The sequence below is a fragment of the Rhizobium sp. C104 genome, from assembly GCF_022354505.1.
Lineage (GTDB): Bacteria > Pseudomonadota > Alphaproteobacteria > Rhizobiales > Rhizobiaceae > Rhizobium > Rhizobium redzepovicii.
This window is the reverse complement of the sequence record NZ_CP092348.1, coordinates 3101006-3122691: the sequence shown is the minus strand read 5'-3', so window position 1 is coordinate 3122691 and position 21686 is coordinate 3101006. Positions and strand designations below refer to the sequence as shown.

At 61.7% G+C, this 21686-nt stretch carries 16 protein-coding genes, 1 tRNA gene and 3 pseudogenes; 5 read left to right on the top strand and 15 right to left on the bottom strand.

The window, feature by feature from the left end:
* Window positions 1–285: 285 nt before the first annotated feature.
* The 7 genes and pseudogenes from MF410_RS16600 to MF410_RS16570 form a co-directional block, all read right to left on the bottom strand.
* Entirely contained in the window at window positions 286–1305 is a 1020-nt protein-coding gene (locus MF410_RS16600; protein WP_097624750.1) for a zinc-binding alcohol dehydrogenase family protein, read from the bottom strand.
* 63 nt (window positions 1306–1368) lie between these two features.
* The gene (locus MF410_RS16595) at window positions 1369–2343 is read right to left on the bottom strand and encodes an ABC transporter permease (RefSeq protein ID WP_097624751.1); all 975 of its coding nucleotides are present in this window, start codon (window positions 2341–2343) and stop codon (window positions 1369–1371) included.
* A 120-nt stretch (window positions 2344–2463) separates the two neighbouring features.
* The gene (locus MF410_RS16590; RefSeq protein ID WP_097624752.1) at window positions 2464–4017 is read right to left on the bottom strand and encodes a sugar ABC transporter ATP-binding protein; all 1554 of its coding nucleotides are present in this window, start codon (window positions 4015–4017) and stop codon (window positions 2464–2466) included.
* A gap of 108 nt (window positions 4018–4125) precedes the next feature.
* The gene (locus MF410_RS16585) at window positions 4126–5115 is read right to left on the bottom strand and encodes an ABC transporter substrate-binding protein (RefSeq protein WP_097624753.1); all 990 of its coding nucleotides are present in this window, start codon (window positions 5113–5115) and stop codon (window positions 4126–4128) included.
* A 208-nt stretch (window positions 5116–5323) separates the two neighbouring features.
* Window positions 5324–5770 carry an RbsD/FucU domain-containing protein gene (locus MF410_RS16580; RefSeq protein WP_097624754.1) on the bottom strand — a complete coding sequence of 149 codons (447 nt, stop codon included), beginning with the start codon at window positions 5768–5770 and terminating at the stop codon, window positions 5324–5326.
* Window positions 5771–5782: 12 nt separating this feature from the next.
* Window positions 5783–6799 (bottom strand): annotated as a pseudogene (locus MF410_RS16575) (aldo/keto reductase); the annotation flags it as partial.
* Window positions 6800–6886: 87 nt separating this feature from the next.
* The gene (locus tag MF410_RS16570; RefSeq protein ID WP_097624756.1) at window positions 6887–8389 is read right to left on the bottom strand and encodes an altronate dehydratase family protein; all 1503 of its coding nucleotides are present in this window, start codon (window positions 8387–8389) and stop codon (window positions 6887–6889) included.
* Window positions 8390–8676: 287 nt separating this feature from the next.
* On the opposite strand from MF410_RS16570, the gene MF410_RS16565 reads away from it, so the two are divergent.
* On the top strand, window positions 8677–9576 hold the full coding sequence (locus tag MF410_RS16565; RefSeq protein WP_097624757.1) for a GntR family transcriptional regulator: 900 nt from the start codon (window positions 8677–8679) through the stop codon (window positions 9574–9576).
* 287 nt (window positions 9577–9863) lie between these two features.
* On the top strand, window positions 9864–11873 hold the full coding sequence (locus MF410_RS16560) for an ABC transporter ATP-binding protein/permease (protein ID WP_097624758.1): 2010 nt from the start codon (window positions 9864–9866) through the stop codon (window positions 11871–11873).
* Window positions 11874–11922: 49 nt separating this feature from the next.
* Here the strand turns inward: MF410_RS16560 and MF410_RS16555 are convergent, their stop codons facing one another.
* On the bottom strand, window positions 11923–12303 hold the full coding sequence (locus MF410_RS16555; RefSeq protein WP_097624759.1) for a GFA family protein: 381 nt from the start codon (window positions 12301–12303) through the stop codon (window positions 11923–11925).
* 57 nt (window positions 12304–12360) lie between these two features.
* A complete protein-coding gene (locus tag MF410_RS16550) occupies window positions 12361–12822 on the bottom strand; it encodes a MarR family transcriptional regulator (protein WP_097624760.1) in 462 nt (153 codons plus the stop codon).
* 120 nt (window positions 12823–12942) lie between these two features.
* Here MF410_RS16550 and MF410_RS16545 point away from each other — a divergent pair, with 120 nt between their 5' ends.
* Complete coding sequence (locus tag MF410_RS16545) at window positions 12943–13332, top strand: nuclear transport factor 2 family protein (protein ID WP_097624761.1); 390 nt, start codon at window positions 12943–12945, stop codon at window positions 13330–13332.
* Window positions 13333–13351: 19 nt separating this feature from the next.
* Here the strand turns inward: MF410_RS16545 and MF410_RS16540 are convergent.
* The 5 genes and pseudogenes from MF410_RS16540 to MF410_RS16520 form a co-directional block, all read right to left on the bottom strand.
* Window positions 13352–14841 (bottom strand): annotated as a pseudogene (locus tag MF410_RS16540) (MFS transporter).
* Between the two features lie 218 nt (window positions 14842–15059).
* Complete coding sequence (locus tag MF410_RS16535; protein WP_097624763.1) at window positions 15060–15437, bottom strand: hypothetical protein; 378 nt, start codon at window positions 15435–15437, stop codon at window positions 15060–15062.
* Window positions 15438–15673: 236 nt separating this feature from the next.
* On the bottom strand, window positions 15674–16147 hold the full coding sequence (locus MF410_RS16530; protein ID WP_097624764.1) for a hypothetical protein: 474 nt from the start codon (window positions 16145–16147) through the stop codon (window positions 15674–15676).
* A gap of 204 nt (window positions 16148–16351) precedes the next feature.
* Window positions 16352–16427 (bottom strand) — tRNA-Thr (locus MF410_RS16525).
* A 121-nt stretch (window positions 16428–16548) separates the two neighbouring features.
* Window positions 16549–17508: a nitronate monooxygenase family protein gene (locus MF410_RS16520; protein ID WP_097624765.1), complete on the bottom strand. Its 960-nt coding sequence runs from the start codon at window positions 17506–17508 to the stop codon at window positions 16549–16551.
* A 286-nt stretch (window positions 17509–17794) separates the two neighbouring features.
* Between MF410_RS16520 and MF410_RS16515 the strand changes: the two genes are divergently transcribed.
* Window positions 17795–18994, top strand: coding sequence for a regulator (locus tag MF410_RS16515; RefSeq protein ID WP_097624766.1), 1200 nt, complete (start codon window positions 17795–17797; stop codon window positions 18992–18994).
* A gap of 62 nt (window positions 18995–19056) precedes the next feature.
* Here the strand turns inward: MF410_RS16515 and ppk2 are convergent, their stop codons facing one another.
* Window positions 19057–19938: a polyphosphate kinase 2 gene (gene ppk2 / locus MF410_RS16510; RefSeq protein ID WP_097624767.1), complete on the bottom strand. Its 882-nt coding sequence runs from the start codon at window positions 19936–19938 to the stop codon at window positions 19057–19059.
* A 241-nt stretch (window positions 19939–20179) separates the two neighbouring features.
* Between ppk2 and phoR the strand changes: the two are divergent.
* Window positions 20180–21403 (top strand): annotated as a pseudogene (phoR, locus tag MF410_RS16505) (phosphate regulon sensor histidine kinase PhoR).
* Window positions 21404–21686 lie beyond the last annotated feature (283 nt).

Genomic DNA, 21686 nt, shown 5'->3' with positions numbered 1-21686 from the left:
GCGAATGCAGTGCTTGCGGCATGGGTCCTCGGGTCAAGCCCGAGGACGACGGAGTGTGGTGTGGGCGCTGCGGCAAGTAGGTGCCGTAGACACCAAACGACAAGCAAATTGGGACCGCGGGTTTTCCCTATTTTTACGCGATCCCGGACATAAAACGGGCGCCCACCTTTGATGGAATTGCTCCAAGCGTCCCGGCCCTTGCCGCGTGGTTTCCCCACCCTCCGTCATACTCGGGCTTGACCCGAGTATCCACGACGCACTCCACGTGCATGCTACCGTCTTACCCTAATCTCCAACCCTGATCACCGCCTTGATCAACCCGCTCTTCTCATGCGCCCAGCGCGCCAGATCTTGCGGCGTATCGGCCAGCGCCGTCCGGTGGGTAATCAGTTTATCCACCGGCACCAGCCCCTTGGCGATCGAATCGACCACATGCTCGAAATCGACGCGGGTGGCGTTGCGGCTGCCGATGACCATCATCTCGCGTTTGTGGAATTCCGGGTCGGAGAAGCGGATATCGTCCTTGACGACGCTGACCAGCACCAATGCGCCGCCATGGGCGACGAAGGAGAAGGCTTTTTCCATCGACGGGCCGTAACCGGTGGCGTCGAAGACGACGTCGAAACCGTCGCCATCGGTTTTTTCCCGCACAGCCTCTAAGGTTTTCTCACCGGCGACGATGCCGGAGGTAAAGCCGAAGCGCTCCGATGCCATCTGCAGTCGTTCGGCACTGGTATCGAGCAGCGTCACCTCGTGACCGGCAATGCGCGAGAAGATCGCCGCGCCGAGGCCGATCGGGCCGGCGCCGATGACGAGGGCGCGCGCGCCGGCGCCGGCCAGCGAGCGGCGCACCGCGTGGGCGCCGATCGCCAAAAATTCCGTTGTCGCCGCCGCCTCCAGGCTGAGGCCCTTGGCGGGATAGAGATTGCCTGCCGGAACAGAAATCTCCTCGCAGAAGGCACCGTCGGTATGGACGCCGAGCACCTTGATGTTGGTGCAGCAATTCGGCTTGCCCTGGCGGCAGGCGACACATTGGCCGCAGGAGAGATAGGGGTTGACGATAACAGGTGTGCCGGCCGCAAGCGTTACGCCGTCGCCGGCTGCGATGACCGTCGCCGAGATCTCGTGCCCCATCACCCGGGGATATTCGAGGAAAGGGTGTTTGCCCTCGAAGATATGATAATCCGTGCCGCAGATGCCGACATGGCTGACCGCCAGGCGCACCCAGCCGGGCGCCGGTGCGGCGGGAGATGGCCGCTCGACGATCTCGAGCACGCCGGGTTCGCGGCAAACAACTGCTTTCATGACAGGTCTCGCATTCCTGGAAATTGAAGAAGCCGGCCTGTGCGACCGGCTTCTCTGAGTTTCTCAATTGCTCTTGCGGCGGCGCAGCTGGTCGAAGAAGACGATCACGATGATCAAGAGACCGGTGATGATGCGCTGCCAGAAGGAGTTGACGTTCAGAAGGTTGGCGCCGTTGTTGATGGTGGCGAGGATGAAGGCGCCGATCAGCGGCCCGTGCACCGAGCCGACCGCGCCGAACAGGCTGGTGCCGCCGATGACAGAGGAGGCGATCGCCTGCAATTCCCAGCCGTCGGCCTGCGTCGCATTGCCGATGGCGATGCGCGAGGCGAGCAGCACGCCGACGAAGGCGGCAAAGCCGGCCGACAGGATATAGGCGAGGTAGATCATGCCCTTGACGTTGACGCCGGAAAGGCGGGCAGCTTCCGCATTCGAACCGACGGCGAAGAGATAACGGCCCCAGCGGCTGAGATGCAGGAACACGAAGGATGGCACCGCCACCAGGATGACCATCCAGAACAGGCTCGGAATGCCGAGGAAATCGGCGCGGGCGAAATTGCTGAAACCCTCATCGGTGATGCTGATCGTCGAACCGTTGGTGATCAGCAGGCCAATGCCGCGCAGCGATGTCAGCGTTGCCAGCGTGATGATGAAGGGCGGCAGGCCCATATGGACAATGCCGAAACCGTGGAAGGCGCCGATCGCCACACCGATGGCGAGCGTCAGCACGATCGCTCCCCAGAGCGGCACCCCCGCCTGCAACAGCCAGGCGATGATGACGGTGCAAAAGCCGACGATCGCGCCGACCGACAGATCAATGCCGGCGGTGATGATGACGAAGGTCTGGCCGAGTGCGAGGATTGCCGTCATCGCGCCTTGGCGCAGCAGGTTGGAAATGTTGAGCGGCGTCCAGAAGCTAGCGGTGACGAAGCCGAGTACGATCCAGAGGAAGATCAGCAACCCGATCAGGGTCAGGCCGAACAGGATGTTCATCTTCCGGCGCGGCGGCGGCGCGACGATTTCGGTGGGGGTGGCAGTCATGAATTTTCTCCCTCTTAGAGAATTTTCGTTTTTCCGAATGACGGAAATTCTCTATCTCTTTGTTCTCACGCAATTTCCGAACGCAAAACCGCAGCGCACTTTTGCTGGAATTGCTTGTGCTCAGACGCCGATCGCTTCGCTGAGCACTTGTTCATGCGTCGCCGCGTGGAAATCATGGCTGGCGACGAGCTTGCCGCCGCGGAAGACGTGCAGCCGGTCGGCCAGTTCGTAGACTTCAGGCAGGTAGGAGGAAATCAGGATGATGCCCGCCCCCTCCTTCAGAAGCTTGGCGAACAGCCTGTAGATTTCCGCCTTGGTGCCGACGTCGACGCCGACGGTCGGCTCGTCGAAGATGAACAGTCTTGCGCCGTGGCTCAGCCACTTGCCGATGACGATCTTCTGCTGGTTGCCGCCCGACATGCTGGAGGCCGGCACGCGCCGGCTCGGCGTCTTGATGCTGAGATCGCGGATCTGCTTGTCGGCATTGGCCGCTTCGCGCGTATGACTGATCACTGGTCCTTGGCTAAGGCGCCCGAAGACCGGCAGGTTGATGTTGAGGCCGATCGGCAGGTTGAGGCAAAGCCCCTGGTCGCGCCGGCTTTCCGGCGCCAGCGCAATGCCGAGTTCCATCGCCGTGCGTTCGTTTCGGATATCGACGCGCTTGCCCATCCATTCGATGTCACCGGCGCTGATCGGCTGGCGTCCGTAGAGGCCGAGCGCGAATTCGCTGCGTCCGGCGCCGATCAGCCCGTAGAGCCCGACAATCTGCCCGGCTTTGACGCTGAGCGACACGTCCTCGAAGCCCGGACCCGAAAGCCCCTTGACCTCGACGATCGTCCCGCCGATCGCAATCTCTTCCTTGTGGTAGATCTGCTCGATCGAGCGGTTGATCATCAAAGCGATCAGCTCAGCATCGTTGGTCTCGCCGATCAGCCGTGTGCCGACATGCGTGCCGTCGCGCAGCACCGAGACACGGTCGGCCAGTTCGAAGACTTCCTCCATGCGGTGGCTGATATAGACGATGGTGACGCCTTCGCCTTGCAGCCGGCGGATCAGCTTGAACAGCTGTGCGGATTCCTGGCGCGTCAGATAGGCTGTCGGTTCGTCGAAGATCAGGAACTGGGTGCCGCGCATCGCCGCCCGCGCGGTTGCCACCAACTGCTGCTGGCCGATGGTCAGTGAGCTCAGAAGCGCGGCCGCCGGCAGGCCGAAGCCGAGATCGTCGAGCACGGCCTGCGCCATTTTCACCATCTGCTTCTTGCGCATCAGGCCGTAGCGGTTGACCTCGTCGCCGAGGAAGAGGTTGGCGGCGACCGTCAGGTGCCGGCAGAGCACGACTTCCTGGTGGACGGCGTTGATGCCGCGGGCGATCGCCTCGTTCGGGGTCGACAGTCCTACCGGATGGCCGCACCACAGGACCTCGCCGGCCGTGCGGGTAATGACGCCGGTGAGCAATTTGATCAGGGTGGATTTGCCGGCGCCGTTTTCGCCGACGATGGCGTGGATCTCTCCGGCCAGAAAGGTCAGCGTCGCCGGCTTCAGCGCCTGGACATGACCGTAATTCTTTTGCAGGCCCTTAAGTTCGAGGATAGGCGATCCGGTCGGGATGCGATTGGCTTCTTTCAGCGTGGCGCTGTCATCATGGCGATGACTGACCTCTTCCAGTCCGATCATGGACCTCTCCTCTTCTTGGTCGTCTCATTTCCACCCTGGCAAACCATAGCATGGATGGAAAAGGCCGCGCCGGTTTTTAGAAAGCCGGCGCGGCCCGTTCTTGTCGGATTACTTGATCTTCGGGTTCAGGAGCGCGTCGATCTTCGGATCGGCCATGTTCGCCTTGGTGACGAGGTTGGCGCCGGTATCGACATTTTCCGGAACCTTTTCGCCCTTGGAGACGGCAAGCGCGGTCTTCACGCCGTCATAGCCCATGCGATAGGGGTCCTGGACGACGAGGCCGGCAATGGCGCCGTCCTTGAGGAAGCCAACCGTCTTGTCGTCGCTGTCGAAGCCGATGACCTTGATCTTGTCGCCGAGCTTGTTTTCGGCGATCGCCTGGCCAACGCCCTGTGCCAGTATGAGGTTCGAGGCGAAGACGCCGACGAGCTTCGGATTGGCCGTGATCAGGTCGGTCATCATGTTGAGGCCGGTGGTTGCCTGGCCGTCACCGTATTTGTCGGCGATGACCTTGAGACCGGGATGCTTGGTCTTGATCTGATCCAGGAAGCCTTCGCGGCGCTGTTCCAGCGAGCCGACGCCGGGAAGATTGGTGAGGATGACGATTTCGCCTTCTTCCTTGCCCGTCATCTCCTTGATCGCGGCGGCAAGACCGTCGGCTGCGATGCGGCCGCCCTGGACGTTGTCCGTCGTCAGGAACGACTTGAATGCCTTGGAATCGGCACCTGAGTCGATGCCGATGATCGGTACCGACTTGGCGGCTTCATCGATCGGCTTGCCGAGCGCCTTGAATTCGGTCGGCGAGATGACGATGGCGGCCGGCTTGCCGGCAACGGCGTTCTCCAGAATGCTGATCTGGCCGTTGATGTCGGATTCGGCCTGGGCGCCGAGCTCCGGCACGTTGACGCCGAGATCCTTGCCGGCCTTGCGGGCGCCGGCCAGAACGATCTGCCAGTAGAAGGACGTCGTGTCCTTGACGATGATCGGGATCGTCACATCGGCGGCAAAGGACGTGACCGGCATCGCCGTGGCGATAACGGCAGCGCCGGCAAGCGCGGTAAAGGCGCGGCGCGACAGAAGGGATTTCATGATGGTCATAAGGGTTCTCCTCTCAAGATGCGTTCTCCTCCGAATAAATCGGCCGCTGAACGCAGGCGGGCGATTTTTATCGATAAAAAACATTTGCAGGCAGAAGCTAGCTGAGGCGCAATCAAATTGCAAGAGCGCCGATCCGGCTTTTTTGCTTTGGTAAACTCCTGCCAAGCAACTGATTTCATTTCAATACAACGATAACCTAAAGTAGGTATCAGCCGAGATCGACCTCATGCGGATGCACGACGCCCTTTTTCAAAATCAGGTTGCCGTAGAGCCGGAATTCCGTCGTCGCGACGATATAGGCAGCCTTGCGGGCCATCGCGTAAAAGGCGAAGCGTTCGACCGGCACGATCGCAAAATCGCCGGCGCGCCTGGCAACGATCTGTTGGAACTCGGCGCACACCTCCGGCATGGCGTGCGGGTCGCCGACCACCTCCATCCGCCAGGCCGCTTCCGGCACGAAAGTGTCGAGCGGCATATGGGCGAGGATCGCTTCAGCCATCGCGGTGGCGCTGACGCCGTCGGCGCGGATGACCGGCGGGCCCATCGAGCCTGAGGGAAAATTAGCGTCCGAAATGACGATATCGTCGCCATGCCCCATCGTCTTCAGCGCATGGAGCAGGTCGGGGCCGAGCAGCGGATGAATACCCTTCAGCATAATGTCTCCTCGAACTCGGACCGCTTCGGCGCCGAGCGGCGGCGCGACCAGCGTATAGGGTTCGAATTCGGCATAGATCTCGTCGGCAAGCCGTGGTTCGACGATTTCCATGTTGCGCGTCAGGCTCGACGGTTTGGCCGTGCCGATCAGCACCGATGCGACGATCGGTTCGAGCAGCGGAAACTGCAGGGCGGGTGCTGCCAGCGGCACGCCGTGGCGCTTGGCGATCGCCTCCATGGCGCCGACCTTGGCAAGCACCTCGTCATCGGCCGGCATATAGTCGAAATGTGAACCGGGCACCGGGCCGGTGGCGAGAATGCCTGAGTTGAAGACGCCGCCGACGACCAGCGACGTGCCCTTCTGCCGGCAGAGCGGCAAAAGTTCGGCGACCGCCGAGCGGTCGAGCAGGGTGTAGCGGCCGGCCATCAGAATGCAGTCGAGATCGGCGTTGCGCATGACGTCGAGGCAGACGGGCACTTCGTTGACGCCGAGGCCGAAGGCGGAGATCGCGCCCGAGGATTTCAGTTCTTCCAGCGCCTTGATGCCGGAATCGAGCAGCTGCTTCTGGTAGACGGCATTCTTCGCCGCGCCATGCGTATAGACGCCGATATCGTGGACGTAGAGAATGTCGATGCGGTTGAGGCCGAGGCGTGCATAGCTGAACTCGACCGAGCGCATGATGCCGTCATAGGAATAGTCGTAATCGGCATCGAAGGACAGCGGATCGACATAGCTGTAATCGGGCACGGTTCCGGTCGGCACCGGCCTGAGCAGCCGGCCGACCTTGGTCGACAGCACGTATGAGCCATCAGGCTGGTCGCGCAGGAAATCGCCGACGCGGCGTTCGGCCAGGCCGAGCCCGTACCAGGGCGCCACGTCGAAATAGCGGATGCCGCTGTCCCAGGCCGCCTGCAGCGTGTCCATCGCCTGCTGGCGCGGGCAGGCGCGGTAGAGGCCGCCGAGCGCTGCGGCGCCGAAGCTGATTTCGGTCACCTCAAGCTTGGTCTTGCCGATCCGTCTCGTTTTCATCATGCCTCCTGGCGAAGAACGTGAAATTCTCTGGCCATTCCCGGAAACCGCGAAGCGGGCTTTCCGGGAATTGCGTAAAACAAAGGACTAGAGCGTAGCCCCCAGATGCCAGGGCACGAATTCATTGTCGCCATAGCCGAAGAGTTCGCTCTTGGTCTTCTTGCCGGAGGCCGTGTCGACGATCAGCTCGAAGATCTCGCGGCCCTTGCCGCTGATCGTCGCGTCACCGGTGGCGATCGTGCCGCAATCGATGTCCATATCCTCTTCCATCGAGGCATAGAGGGCCGAATTGCTGGAAAGCTTCAGCGACGGCGCCGGCCGGCAGCCGAAGCAGCTGCCGCGGCCTGTGGTAAAGGCGATCATGTTCGCCCCGCCGGCCACCTGGCCGGTTGCCGAGACCGGGTCGTAGCCTGGAGTGTCCATGAAGACGAGGCCGGGGGCGGTGACCCGCTCGGCATAACCATAGACCGCCGTCAGCGGCGAGCGGCCGCCCTTGGCGACGGCGCCGAGCGACTTTTCCAGAATGGTGGTGAGGCCGCCGCGTTTGTTGCCGGGTGAGGGGTTGTTGTCCAGCGAGGCGCCGTGCAGGGCGACATAATCCTCCCACCAGGCGATTTTCTCGTCGAGTTTCTTGGCCACCTCGTCGCTGACGGCGCGGCTGCGCAGCAGATGTTCGGCGCCATAGATTTCCGAGGTTTCCGACAGGATTGCCGTGCCGCCGGTGGCTGCCAGCAGATCGGCCGCGACACCCAGCGCCGGATTGGCGGTGATGCCGGAAAAGCCGTCCGAGCCGCCGCATTGCAAGCCGATGATGATCTCGCTGACCGACATCGGCACACGCTTTTCCCTGCCGACATCGGCCGCAATTTCGCGCAGCATGCCCATGGCCCGCTCGACCGCGCGGCGCGATCCGCCGGCATCCTGAATGTTGAAATGCCGCTTGGAGGCACCCGCACCGCTCTGGCCGTATAGCGTCAACTGGTTGACCTCGCAACCGAGGCCGATCATCAGCACGCCGCCGAAATTCACATGTCTTGTATAGCCGGCCAGCGTCCGGTGCAGCACGTTCATGCCGTCGCCGGTCGAGCTCATGCCGCAGCCCTGGTCATGCACGATCGGCACGAAGCCGTCGATGCCGTCATAATGCGGCAGGATTGTCCGGTTCGCCTCGTCGGCGATCGCCCGGCAGACCGTGGTGGAACAGTTCACGCTGGCGATGATGCCGATATAGTTGCGCGTTGCAGCCCGCCCGTCGGCGCGGCGATAGCCCATGAAGGTGCGCGCCTTGTCTTCGCTCGACGCTGTCTCCGGCGCCGAATTGGCGGTCGCAGCCAGCCGGTCGTTTTCGAAATGCAGATTGTGGCTGTGCACATGGTCGCCGGCCTTGACCTCCGCCGTCGTGCGGCCGATCGCCTGTCCGTATTTCACCACGGCGGTGCCGAGCGGAATATCGGCGATCGCCACCTTGTGGCCGGGGTCGATTTTTTCACGGGTTTCAATGCCGGCAACCGTCGAACCCGGCGCGATGGCCGCCGTTGCGACCGCGACATTGTCACCGGCCGACAGGATGATCCAAGGCAGTTTGTCCAAGTCTCTTCTCCCAGAGCATGACACCGAAAAATCTAAGCGGTTTCGGACGACATCATGCTCCAACTCTTGAATTCAGGAAACACTCGCTGCACCGGCGAATGCGCATTGATTTTGTTTTTTATCTACAATAAACATTTTCAAGTCAACGGGAATATTGATCCTGTGGACGAGGGAGGCAATGAGCCGCAGGCGACTGGAAATAAGCTAAAGGTCGTTTGAACAAGCCCCGGTCTGTTTGCCCTGCTATGCAGAGGCGATTGCGCACGAGGGCGGAAAGCGGGGGTCTGGTGGCAAGGCAGAATACGGTCTTCAAGGAAGCCTACAACAGGTATGCCGTGGCTCTGCGCACGGATACCGCACTGCCCTCTGAGCCGGAGATCGCCGCCCAGCTCGGCGTCAGCCGCTCCACCGCGCGCGCCATCCTGACCCGCCTCAGCGAGGAAGGCATCATCCGCTGGAACAAGCGCCAGAAGATCGTACTGCGCCAGCCCACAGACCGCGACCTCTTTCCCTCCGAAGAAACCGACTCCCTGCATGACATCATCGAGCGCAGCTTCATGCAGCGCATCCTTGCCGATGATGCCGCCCCCGGCATGCAGATCAACGAGCTGGAACTTGCCCGCGAGATCGGCACCGGCACGACAAGCGTGCGCGAGTTCCTGATCCGCTTTTCCCGCTTCGGCCTCATCGAGAAACGGCCGAACAGCCACTGGACGCTGAAAGGCTTCACCCGCGAATTCGCCCTCGAATTGGCCGATGTGCGCGAGATGTTCGAGCTGCATTCCGCTGCCGAATTCGGCCGGCTTGCCAGGGACAGCCAGGCCTGGACCGATCTCGCCGCCATCCGTGACGAACATCACGCCATGCTTGCCGACATCAACCAGCGCTTCAAGGATTTCTCCGTCCTCGACGAACGCTTCCACCTGCTGATCCACCGCGCCTCGAAGAACCGCTTCATCGCCGATTTCTACGACGCCATCGCCATCGTCTTCCACTATCACTACCAGTGGAACAAGACCGCCGCCCGCGAACGCAACGAGCGCGCCATCCACGAACATCTGGATTACATCGCAGCGCTCGAATCCGGCGACCAGGCCGCAATCGAGAAAGCCTGCCGCATCCACCTGCGCTCCGCCCGCCAGACCCTGTTGCAATCCCTGCCGCAGATGGCGACCGACAGTGGCTGAGCGTAAGCGAAAATCGACAAAGGGCGTGCCGTGCAGCCCCCTCATCCGACCCTCGGGTCACCTTCTCCCCGCTGGGGAGAAGAGGGGAGAATGCCGCTTCGCCAACGATTCCATTGAATGGGGTGTCTTTGGACAGGCGCGTTCGTTTGGGCAGTGTCGGCGCATCTTGCTCCCTCTTCTCCCCAACGGGGAGAAGGTGGCCCGCAGGGGCGGATGAGGGGCCATACGGCACAACGCCAAACTTCGGCACGATGAAACCTTCTGATCCATAAGCCGTTATCGTGCTTATGAGCGGCGCAAAACTTAAACCGAAATCGGTCGACGACACCGAACCGCAGGGTTCCGAGACGACGGCCGAGGATAAGCCATCGACTGCCGAGGCCGTGCCGCCGCCAGATCTTCCACCTCCAGATGTCGTCGAACCCGGTCCGGAACTCACGCCCGAGGAGGCGGAGCAGGCGCGCAAGAAGTATCTGCTCAAGCGTTTCTGGATCAGCGCGCGCCATTACTGGGGCCGCGGCGGCGACAAGTTCGCCTGGCCGTGCACACTCGGGCTGCTGGCGCTGATCGGCATCAATGTCGGCTTCCAATATGGAATCAATCTGTGGAATCGGGGGATTTTCGATGCCATCGAGCGACATGATGCCGGCACCGTCTATTTTCTGAGCGCCGTCTTCGTGCCGCTGGTGCTCGGCACCGTCGCGGTCGTCACCACCCAGGTCGCGCTTCGCATGATGATCCAGCGCCGCTGGCGGTCCTGGCTGACGACCGCCGTCATCGGACGCTGGCTGGCAAACGGCCGCTATTATCAGCTGAACCTGATCGGCGGCGACCACAAGAACCCCGAAGCGCGTATTTCGGAGGATTTGCGGATTGCCACCGAAGCCCCTGTCGATTTCATCGCCGGGGTCATTTCCGCATTCCTGGCGGCCTCCACCTTCATTGTCGTGCTTTGGACGATCGGCGGGGCGTTGACGCTGCCGATCGCAGGCTTCACCGTCACCATTCCCGGCTTTCTCGTCGTCACCGCAGTCCTCTATGCCGCAATCACCTCCAGTTCGATGGCATTCATCGGCCGCCGTTTCGTCCAGGTCTCCGAGGCCAAAAATCAAACCGAAGCCGAATTTCGATATACGCTGACGCATGTGCGCGAAAACGGCGAGAGCATAGCCTTGCTCGGCGGCGAAGAGGAGGAGCGCAACGACCTCCACAAGACCTTCGCCAATGTGCTCGGGCAATGGGCGCTGCTTGCCCGCCAGCACATGCGCACGACGCTGGTGTCGCATGGATCCATGCTGATTGCCCCGGTCGTGCCGGTGTTGCTGTGCGCTCCAAAATTTCTCGAAGGCAGCATGACGCTCGGACAGGTCATGCAGGCAGCCTCAGCCTTCGCCATCGTCCAGGGCGCGTTCGGATGGCTGGTCGACAACTATCCCCGCCTTGCCGATTGGAACGCCTGCGCCCGCCGCATCGCGTCGCTGATGATGTCGCTCGACGGGCTGGAGCGGGCCGAACAGAGCGACGCGCTCGGCCGCATCAAGCGCGGCGAAACGGAAGGCGAGGCGATGCTCAGCCTGAACGATCTCTCCGTCTCGCTCGACGACGGCACCGCCGTGGTCACGGAAACCCGGGTGGCGATCGAACCCGGCGAGCGGGTGCTCGTCTCCGGAGAATCCGGTTCTGGCAAGAGCACACTGGTGCGGGCCATCGCCGGTCTTTGGCCCTGGGGTGACGGCAGCGTCAATTTCCACGCCGACCGCCGCTTGTTCATGCTGCCGCAACGACCCTACATTCCTTCCGGGACGCTGCGCCGCGCAGTCGCCTATCCCGGCGCTGCCGATAGCTGGACGTCCGATGAGATCAAGGCGGCCCTCGACAAGGTGGGACTGGCTTACCTGAACGACAAGATCGAGGAAGACGCGCCATGGGACCAGACCCTGTCGGGCGGCGAAAAGCAGCGGCTCGCCTTTGCGCGCCTGCTGCTGCATACGCCCGATATCATCGTGCTCGATGAAGCGACCTCGGCACTCGACGAAAAGAGCCAGGATAAGATGATGCAGATGGTGATCCATGAATTGCCGGAGGTGACCATCATCAGCGTCGCGCATCGCGCCGAGCTCGAAGTCTTCCATAGCCGCAAGATCACCCTGGAACGGCGCGAGGGCGGCGCAAAGCTCGTCAGCGATATCGACCTCATCAAGCGCAAGAGAAAACGGAACTTGCTGTCACGCGTTCTGGAGAACCGTCGCTCCCCGCGAAAGGCCGGCACGGCCTCGAACAAGAGGCGCAGCCCCTGAAGAGAACCTGGCTTTCGCTTGGTCGCGGTGCCCGGTGGGCCTTCGTTTTCTATTGCTCATTCTGGGGGAGGTTGTCGGTGATATCGTAGTAGTCGCCCTTATCAGCGACAAAGATATGCATTTTTAGTTTGGTTTCGGTCGGGCTATCAAATGCACCCATCGCGACAGCAATCCAGTCTCGATGCGGTGGATCCCAAAACAAAGATGATCCGCATATCGTGCAAAATCCACGCCTCACCTTTTCCGAGGATTGATACCAGGTGATATGTTTGTCTCCTTGGATCGTGATCTGACGTCGAGGTACGTCGGTTGAAGCGAAAAAGTGCCCGGATTGTTTTCGGCATTTGGAGCAGTGGCAGGCGTCTGGCGCTTGCAAACCGCCCTCGATCTCAAAAGTTACGGCGCCACACAAACAGGATCCTTTGTGCATAAGCGTTCCTCTCATAAGTCCCATATTGCCTATAATTCTGTGCCCAGGATATGGCGGTTACCGCTCGCCCGCCGAAGCCTCCGCGCCGGCAATCCGATCCAGATTGTCGATCAGCCGCTTGAGCAGATCGACGAGCTGTGCCGCTTCCGCCTCCGTAAACCCTGCCAATGCCTCGCTGTTTCCCTGGAACAAGGCCGCAACAGCTTCCGGCATGCCTTCCCGCGCCGCCTTCGTCAGCACGATGTGGCTGCTGCGCCCGTCAGCCGGGTCGCGCGTCCGTTCGATCAAGCCGTCCCGCTCCATGCGGGCGAGCATTTGTGCCATCGGCGGTTGCTCGACCCTGGCAAAGCGGGCGAGGTCTCGCTGCGTGCTTGCCGTGCCATCTCCAAGCGCCACTAGCACCGGCAACTGGCCGACACCGAAGCCGAGCGGTTTGAGGCGCATCTCGCTCAGCCGAGCAAAGCCCCGCGCCGCAAGACTGATGAGATGCCCCGGTGTTGACAGCACGTCTTCGCCCATCTGCTTCCCCGTTCTCATGCGCTTGACCACAAGATATATATGTACGTATATATCTCCATGAGCGGTCTTCGACAATGCCGTTTCGACACCGAATGTTTCAATCACCATCGGGGAAGCGATATGCCGCAGAATGACATCGAAATGATCAAGCGCATCTATGCCAGCTTCAATGCGAGAGACATCGACGCGGTCCTTGCCGTCCTTTCTGATGATGTCACCTGGGCCAACGGCATGGAGGGCGGCCATATCCATGGCCGTGAGGCCGTGCGCGATTATTGGACTCGTCAGTGGGCTGTCATCAGTCCGCATGTCGAGCCGGTCGCATTCGAAAAAACCGAAGACGGCGCCCTTGCCGTCGAGGTGATCCAGTCGGTCTTCGACTTGGACAGCCGGCCGCTGCAGGGGCAAACCCACGGCCTGCGGGACAAGATCGTCACGCATGTCTTCCGCATCGAAGCAGATAAGATTATTCGCTTCGATATCCGGGATGGCGTGTCAGGCCCGGCTTGAGCGTCGAGAGCCGAATCGTTTAATGCGAGGTCGCCTCGCTTGCGACAGCCGCGCCCCGCTTTTCCGGCCATGCGCGACCGGGATCAGCCAGGTGGTGACGAAGGTCAGCACCGCGACGACCACAACGCCCCAGAAGCTCCAATGCAGCGCCGCATTGAAGACGGCGCGGATCGCCGGATCGGCGGCGAGCGCCGACAGCCCGGTCGGCTGGTTCAGCGCGGCATGCAGGCCGGCCGCCGCCTCGCCGCCCGCATAATGATTGATGCCGGCATTGAGGATGGCGCCCAGCACGGTGGCGCCGAGCGTATTGCCGAGGCTGCGGGAAAAGATGATCGACGAAGTGGCGCTGCCGCGCATCGACCATTCGACGCTGTCCTGCACCAGCACGATGCTGGTGAGGCTGATGAGACCCATGCCGAAGCCCATGAAGAAGGAGCCGGCGCCGGCAACGATCGGCGAACTGTCGGGGGTCAGGAACAACAGGAAACAGGCGCCGAAGGGAAACATCAGGCTGCCGACGCGCAAGGTGCGCTGGATGCCGAAGGCCCTGTAGAAACGGCCGGAGAGCATCACCGCCAAAGGCCAGCCGACGACGAGCATGGTGAGCGTGAAGCCGGCGACAAGAGGCGAGCGGCCGAGCACGCCTTGCACATAGAGCGGCAGGATTGTCGAAAGCCCGATCAGCGCCATGCCGGCCAGCAGCGTCGCCGCATTGCTGGTCGCGATCAGCCTTCGGCTCCACAGCGGGATCGAGATGATCGGCTCCGGCGCCCGCCTCTCCTGGGCCAGGAAAAGGATGCCCGAGACCACGAAGACGGCGAAAAGCGACAGCAGGATCCAGGCGCTGGCATCGGTTTCCGTCAGCATGACGAGAAGTGCCACGATCGAGATCGAAAACAGCACCGAGCCGAGGTAATCGATCTTTGCCTGCTTGTGCGCCACGTCCTCCTTCAGGAAGAGCATGAAGGCGATGATTGAGATGACGCCGATCGGCAGGTTGATCCAGAAGATCCAGGCCCAGGAGATATTGTCGACGATGATGCCGCCGGCCAGCGGCCCGACGACAGCCGAGGTCGCCCAGACGGTCGCCATGAAGCCCTGGACGCGGCCGCGCTCCTCGAGCTTGAAGAGATCGCCGATGATCGTCGTCGTCACCGGCTGGATGGCCCCGGCGCCCAGCCCCTGCAGCAGCCGGAACAGCACCAGCGACATCATCGACCAGGCAAGCCCGCAGAGCAAAGAGCCGACCAGGAAGATCAGTATGCCGCCGATCAGCACCGGCTTGCGCCCAAAGATGTCGGAAAGCTTGCCGTAGATAACCGTCGTCGTCGACTGTGCCAGCAGGAAGGCTGAAAACACCCAGCTGTAATAGGAAAAGCCGCCGAGCTCCCCGACGATGCGCGGCATCGCGGTCGCCACGATCGTCGCCTCGATCGCCACCATGAAAGTGGCGAGCATGATGGTGGCGACGACAAGCACGCGGTTCGAGCGATGCGCTGCATTCGACATGACGATCCTCTTCGGGTGCTCCGCAGATGCCGGAAAACGGCAGGCTGGGCAGGGCGATCGCCGCTTGCGGAGGGATGTGGTACTATTACGTCCTGGAAACCGGCCGGTAAAGCAGTTCTCACGGCAACCGTTGTCTTATGCGGTTTGACGGCAGCGAAACGAAGGCCCGGCGCCCAGCCCCAGGCCCTTATCCAATCAGGCGGACATCCGCCCTATCCTCACTGCGGGCAGGCCTCGCCGCCCGAGCCGGTATCCCCGGAGCCGGCGGTGCAACCCGGCGTCGGCTTGAGATCAGGATTGACCCCGCCGGGATTGATCGTGCTGCGGTCGATGTTGAGTTCGACGCCGCCAGTGCCCGTGGCATTGCCGCTCGTGCTGCCGGTGGTGCCGGTATCGGTGCCGACGGAACCGCTGCCCGCCGAACCAGTGCCGCCGGATCCGGTGCCCGCCGAGCCTGAGCCGGAACTTCCCGAGCCGCCGATAACAGGCGCCACCGAAAGCCGCCCGCTGGAATTTGCACCACCAGCCGTCTGCGCCATGGTCGAGCCGGCAAGGCTGATGGAAAGGAGGGATATTGCGATGAGTTTGCAGGACATGATGTTCTCCATGCTCGTTTGTCTCAAGGGGAGAACCGGCTCGGCGGCGGCATTGTTCCGAGCGGAATTGGTCGCGCGGCCGCTTCACCTGCTCATCATGCAGCCCGTCATCCCTGGTTGATCAACGATGCCGCCCTCAGCAATCCGAGGCGCCGGCTAGGGGCGCTGATCGTGACCATCCCGACCGTCTATGCCTACCCGGCAGCTCAATGAAATCTATAGCCTACGCAGGACAGTCATTCGCCCTGCAGCATTTTAAACTTTCGCGCCGCCTTAGGGCAAAGCATCGTGAACTGCTTGATCAGCGGCGGCATGCCTGAGGAGCACGACACATCTGCATCCTCCGGTAATGGGAAAGTGGCCCGCAGCGGTTCTCCGCCAGGAGGAACGAAGGACAGGGTGCCCTTGCGGCAATCGGCGGTGGAACGGTAAGTGTCTTTGCCATTTTCCTTCAGATACATCGCCACGCACTGCTCAACAGTCAGTTTCCCGCCATGTGCGACCGTCTCGTATCCCGGATCTCGCTCGCAATATTCCTGAAAGTTGGCCTGATTGACGTTCCCTTCCATAACCGCAGCGCGTGAATCGGTGCCGGTCCTGCTGACCAGCGTTCCGTCCCACCCAGCACATGAGGCAAGAGGGAAATCCGCGGCCTGTGCCGAGGACATAGCAAAGGTGAAAACTACCATACTCAAAAGCGATATCCGCATAAATCCTCCTAATTGCTGGCCTGCACGCGCTCGATCGACATCCAGCCGCTCATGCGAACTGAAGGGCAGCCCGACCGCGTTGAGAGAAGATGCCCACCACCTGTCGAAGCTTGCCTGCCGAGCGCCCAAACGTAGCTAAAGGTGGACGCAGGATATTAAAAGGGGCTTATAATGGAGGTTGTTAGCACGCGATTGAGGAAAAAATGGTGCCGCTTGCAGGACTCGAACCTGCGACCCCATCATTACGAATGATGTGCTCTACCACCTGAGCTAAAGCGGCATTTCACGGCCGAAGCATGCGGCCCGCGATTTGCATGGCGCTGATACAGCCATTGTCCGAAGATTTCAAGCGCTCTGTCATGGCTTTGGCAAAAAAGAGGGCAGGGTGTGGAAGACTGCCCTCAGAGTGCCAGCCGGGCGCGGGCGGCCTTATATTCGGCCTCCAGCCGGTCGACGAGTTTGGCAACCGGTTCGACGGCTTTGACAGCGCTGATGCCCTGGCCGCTGCCCCAGATGTCCTTCCAGGCCTTGGCGCCGCCGACCGCCTGCTCGAAATCCATCTTCGAGACATCGGCGGCGGGCAGGTTGTCCGGGTCCATGCCGGCAGCCACGATCGAGGGTTTCAGATAGTTGCCGTGCACGCCGGTGAAATAGTTGGAATAGACGATATCGCCGGCAGCGCCTTCGACGATCGCCTGCTTGTAGGCCTCGGTGGCGCGCGCCTCTTCAGTGGCGATGAAGGGCGAGCCGATATAGGCCATGTCGGCGCCCATCGCCTCTGCGGCGAGGATGGCGCCGCCGGTGGAAATCGCGCCGGCAAGCAGCAGCGGCCCGTCGAACCATTCGCGGATTTCCTGGATCAGCGCAAAGGGCGACAATGTGCCGGCATGGCCGCCGGCGCCGGCCGCCACCGCAATCAGCCCGTCGGCGCCCTTGCGGATTGCCGAATGGGCGTGGCGGTTGTTGATAATGTCGTGCAGCACGATGCCGCCATAGGAATGCACGGCGGCGTTGACCTCGGGCACGGCGCCGAGCGAGGAGATGACGATTGGTACCTTGTATTTGACGCAGAGCGACAGATCGTGCTCCAGCCGCTTGTTCGACATATGGACGATCTGATTGACGGCAAAGGGGGCGGCCGGCCTGTCGGGATGGGCGGCGTCGTGGCGGGCGAGCTCTTCGGTGATCTCGGCCAGCCATTCGTCGAGCTGGCTCTCCGGCCGGGCGTTCAGCGCCGGAAACGCGCCGATGACACCCGCCTTGCATTGCGCCAGCGTCAGCTTGGGATGCGAGATGATGAACAGCGGCGAGCCGATGACCGGCAGTCTCAATTTATCCCTCAGGATCGGGGGCAGGGCCATGGTTCATGCATCCATTGACGTTTACGAAAACGTCAATCTCTTAACAGAGAAGAAAAGGCGATAAAAGAGCGGCTGCCACGCCTTCGTCGATTTCTGCCGGAATATATGCAGCCGACAGAGCCATTAGAATAAGGTCCGCAAGCGGTGAAACCTCGCGATTATCCCCGCCGATCCGCTGCAGCCGGGCCTGCAAGGCTTGCGGTTTGACGCGCTTGCCGCTACCGAATTTTGATGGAGAACGGCGGGGATTGCAGTCCGATGCCGGGTTCAAGGTGAAGGACTTGACGTGAGCGGATTAGAAACGGCCATCAGAACAGCGCTCGATAATTCCGATCGCGACAATCCGGAGGTTCGAGCGAGGATCTATCAGTCGGCCCGCCAGGCGCTTGAAGCCGGCCTGCGCAAGCAGGATATTACCGATACCGAGGTGGTCGCCCATCATCGCCATCGCCTGGAAAGCACCATCCACGCCATCGAAAGCGAAGAGCGCGACCGCCTTCACCCGCGCCAGAGGCCGCCTGAGGTGCCGGTGCCGCCCGTCGTCGAAATGCCGGCGCCGCCGGTCCATCAAGCTGATGCGGGTGATATCGACAACCATATCGACAGCCCCGTGGCCACCGGCGAGACTCGTGCTCCCGAGGTGGCCCACAGCCGCAGCGACGATTTCAGCCTCGACAACGTGCGTGCCGGCAGTGCCGATCATCTCGCCGCCGCTCCCGTCGGCGAGGAGCGGCTTGCCCGCGGCCAGCGCGCCACCGACATGGATTTCCGCCCGGAGCGGGCGGCAGGCCGCCGCAAGCCGCGCAAGTTCTTTTCCAGGCTTCTCGTCTGGTGCGTCCTGCTCGCCTTCATCGGCATTGGCGCCTGGTGGGCGCATACGTCGGGCCTGCTTTTGACGGCCGCCGAGCGCGACACCAGCGTCGCCAATCCGCCGGCGAGCACCCAGCCGGAGGATTTCACCGGCAATGACGACAGCGCCGGCAATGCGGCCCCTCATACCGACGAGCCGGTGACCATCGATCCGCAGAACAGCTTTTCGGCCGATTGGATCCCCGTCTTCAAGCCCGATGACGCCGACAAGGTCCAGAGCGGCCCGCGGGCGCGCACCGAAAAGATCGCCGAGAATGACGGCCCCGCCGTCCGCCTGATTTCAGAAAGTGGTGCGGCCGACGGTAATATCTCGATCAGCGTTCCCGCCTCGGTGCTGCAGCAGCTTGCCGGCAAATCCTCGACCATCGCGCTGACGCTGCAATCCACAACCGACGAGCCGACGCAGGTCACCGTCGAATGCAATTTCCAGTCGCTCGGCAATTGCGCCCGCCATCGCTTCAACGTCACCCGCGAAAAGTCGGATGCGCTGCTGCAGGTGAAGTTCGACCGTTCGCTGGCGCCGAATGCGCCGGGCACGCTGACGATCAACAGCGATCTCGACGGCAAGGCGCGCGGCATCAACCTCTTCGCCATCCGCATCCTGCCGGGGCAATGATCCCAGCCTCGGCAAAGCCGATGGCCCCAGCCCCGGCAAAGCCGGTGGCTCCGGCTCGTCGCCTACTTCAGGAAACCAGGCCCTGAGCCGATGATCTGCTCGTCGACCGTGCCGAGCGCCTGTCTGTCCTTGCCGTCATAATCCATTCTGTTCAGCATGTGGCGGATGAGTTCGAGGCGCGTCCGCCGCTTGTCGTTGGCGCGGATCACAGTCCAAGGCGCGAAATCCGTATGGGTTTCCTTCAGCATCCGGTCGCGCTTTTCGCTGTAGTCGTCCCATTTCGTCAGTGCGGCGATATCCATCGACGACAGTTTCCAGACTTTCAGCGGATCGTGCCTGCGGTCGTGGAAGCGCTTCAGCTGCATTTCGCGGCCTATATCGAGATAGAATTTGAAGAAGAAGATGCCCTCATGGGCGATAATCTTTTCGAGCTGTGGTGCCTGCTTGAGAAAATCCTCGTATTGCTGCGGCGTGCAGAAGCCCATGACCGGCTCGACGCCGGCGCGGTTGTACCAGGAGCGGTCGAATAGCACGAATTCGCCTGCGGTCGGGAACTGCGCGACATAACGCTGGAAATACCATTGCCCCTGTTCGCGCTCGGTCGGCTTGGTCAGCGCCACGACGCGGGCAAGGCGGGGGTTCATATTCTCCGAGGAGGCCGAGATCGCGCCGCCTTTGCCGGCCGCATCCCGCCCCTCGAACAGCGCCATCACCCGCTTACCTGATGCCTGCAACCAGAACTGTACCTTGACGAGTTCCACCTGCAGCTTTTCCAGCTGCTCGACATAGTCCTCTTCCTTCAGCTTCTTCTTGTGGGGAAAGTCGCCGGATTCTAGTGCGTGTTCATCCACCCAGTCCGGCAGGACGGGATCGTCGACATCGAAGGTGCGTTTCTTTCCGCGGATCTCCAGCTCCACGGCCCTGCTTTCGACGGTCTCGGCCATATGCTCCTCCTAAGCCCGATCGGTTCTTTCTCTCAGGCGAACATATTTACCGTTGGAAATCAAATCTTTCGCATTCGGCCGATAATTTTTCGCGGGTTTCGACTGCGGCCTTTCGCTTGAGACGCAGCAGCCGAAAACTTCTGTCATGAATTGCCGCTATCAGGCAGAGTTCAATACTAAGAAAAACGAATCGACGCCGCGAGGGCACTTGGAAGACGAAACTCCGTGGAGAAAGAGCCTGTTGGCGCGCATCCGGCGCGAGCGGCCGGTGCTGCTGGCGGCGATCCTCAGCGCGCTCGCCGCGCTTGCCGCCGGCATGAACAAGTGGGTTGTGCTTGGCCTCCTGCTTGTCATGATCGTCACCGCGCTTTTCAATGAGGCGCCCGTCATCAAGGACGAACCCGCCGAGCCCATTGAAATCAAGCCGGAGGTGCCGCCGAGCCGCCTGCCTGAGGTTTCCGCCACGCTCTCCGGCCTCGATATCCCGGTCATGGTGCTGTCGGACGACGCCTCGGTGCTCTTCCAGAATCGCGCTGCCGAAAAGGCCTTCGGCGAGGTGGCGCTCGGCGCCCATATATCGGGCCGCATGCGTTCGCCCGGCGTGCTCGACATGGTGCGCGAAACCATCGCCACCAACGCGCCGAACCAGATCGAGCATGCCGAGCGGCTGCCCTCCGAGCGAGTTCTATATCGTGCGCAGCGCCCCCGTCGAATTCGCGGCCGACGGCGGGCCGCATGAGCGGTATTTCATCCTTTCCTTCCGCGATATTTCGGAGGTCCGCCGCATTGACCGCATGCGGTCAGATTTCGTCGCCAATGCCAGCCATGAGCTGCGCACGCCGCTTGCTTCGCTGCGCGGCTTCATCGAGACCATCCAGGGGCCGGCGAAGAACGATCTGAAGGCGCAGGCGCGTTTTCTCGCCATCATGTTCGATCAGACGACGCGCATGAGCAGGCTGGTCGACGACCTGCTGTCGCTGTCGCGCCTCGAGCTGAAATCGCATATCGCGCCGGATGAAAAGATCGACCTGGTGCCGCTGCTCGGCCATGTCAGAGATGCGCTGGTGCCGCTGGCAAGCGATGTCGGCGTCGACATCAACCTGCATCTGCCCGACGGCAAGGTCGAGGTGCTGGGAGACCGCGACGAGCTCGTCCAGGTCTTCGAGAACCTGATGGAAAATGCCTGCAAATACGGCCAGGAGGGCAAGACCGTCGATGTCTGGCTGAAGAACGGCGCCGGCCAGCCGGTCGAGGTCAGCATCGTCGACCAGGGCCCGGGCATCCCGGCCGAGCATGTGCCGCGCCTGACCGAGCGCTTCTATCGCGTCAGCATCGAGGACAGCCGATCGAAAAAGGCACCGGCCTCGGCCTTGCCATCGTCAAGCACATCCTCACCCGCCACAGGGCGCGGCTGATCGTCAAGTCCGAGGTCGGCAAGGGCACCGATTTTACGGTCCGCTTTTAATGCGCATTGCCTGTCCGCGGTGCCTTCTACCCGGCTCGCCATAATGATGTTGAGGTAGATTTTGCAACACAAAGTGGAGTGGCGCTCAAAGTTCATGGCGTTGTTGACGCATGTGTTCGGACCATTTTAAAATTTATATTTTATATCAAATACTTAACCTGTCACAAATGTTTCACGCCTTTGACATAAAAGGACGGTGCTTACAGCGCTAAGAGAGTCTCGCCGATGAAAAAAGGCACTGCGAGGGCCTCTCTGAAGGCCGCACTCACACAAGCCCAATGCC

Excerpts from the sequence above, each read along its gene's own strand:
- MF410_RS16600 (WP_097624750.1), bottom strand. The coding sequence starts at position 1,305 with ATGAAAGCAGTTGTTTGCCGCGAACCCGGCGTGCTCGAGATCGTCGAG.
- MF410_RS16580 (WP_097624754.1), bottom strand. The coding sequence starts at position 5,770 with ATGCTGAAGGGTATTCATCCGCTGCTCGGCCCCGACCTGCTCCATGCG.
- MF410_RS16545 (WP_097624761.1), top strand. The coding sequence starts at position 12,943 with ATGCCGCAGAATGACATCGAAATGATCAAGCGCATCTATGCCAGCTTC.
- MF410_RS16535 (WP_097624763.1), bottom strand. The coding sequence starts at position 15,437 with ATGTCCTGCAAACTCATCGCAATATCCCTCCTTTCCATCAGCCTTGCC.
- MF410_RS16555 (WP_097624759.1), bottom strand. The coding sequence starts at position 12,303 with ATGCACAAAGGATCCTGTTTGTGTGGCGCCGTAACTTTTGAGATCGAG.
- ppk2 (WP_097624767.1), bottom strand. The coding sequence starts at position 19,938 with ATGGCCGAGACCGTCGAAAGCAGGGCCGTGGAGCTGGAGATCCGCGGA.
- MF410_RS16595 (WP_097624751.1), bottom strand. The coding sequence starts at position 2,343 with ATGACTGCCACCCCCACCGAAATCGTCGCGCCGCCGCCGCGCCGGAAG.
- MF410_RS16585 (WP_097624753.1), bottom strand. The coding sequence starts at position 5,115 with ATGACCATCATGAAATCCCTTCTGTCGCGCCGCGCCTTTACCGCGCTT.
- MF410_RS16590 (WP_097624752.1), bottom strand. The coding sequence starts at position 4,017 with ATGATCGGACTGGAAGAGGTCAGTCATCGCCATGATGACAGCGCCACG.
- MF410_RS16560 (WP_097624758.1), top strand. The coding sequence starts at position 9,864 with ATGAGCGGCGCAAAACTTAAACCGAAATCGGTCGACGACACCGAACCG.
- MF410_RS16530 (WP_097624764.1), bottom strand. The coding sequence starts at position 16,147 with ATGCGGATATCGCTTTTGAGTATGGTAGTTTTCACCTTTGCTATGTCC.
- MF410_RS16520 (WP_097624765.1), bottom strand. The coding sequence starts at position 17,508 with ATGGCCCTGCCCCCGATCCTGAGGGATAAATTGAGACTGCCGGTCATC.
- MF410_RS16550 (WP_097624760.1), bottom strand. The coding sequence starts at position 12,822 with ATGGGCGAAGACGTGCTGTCAACACCGGGGCATCTCATCAGTCTTGCG.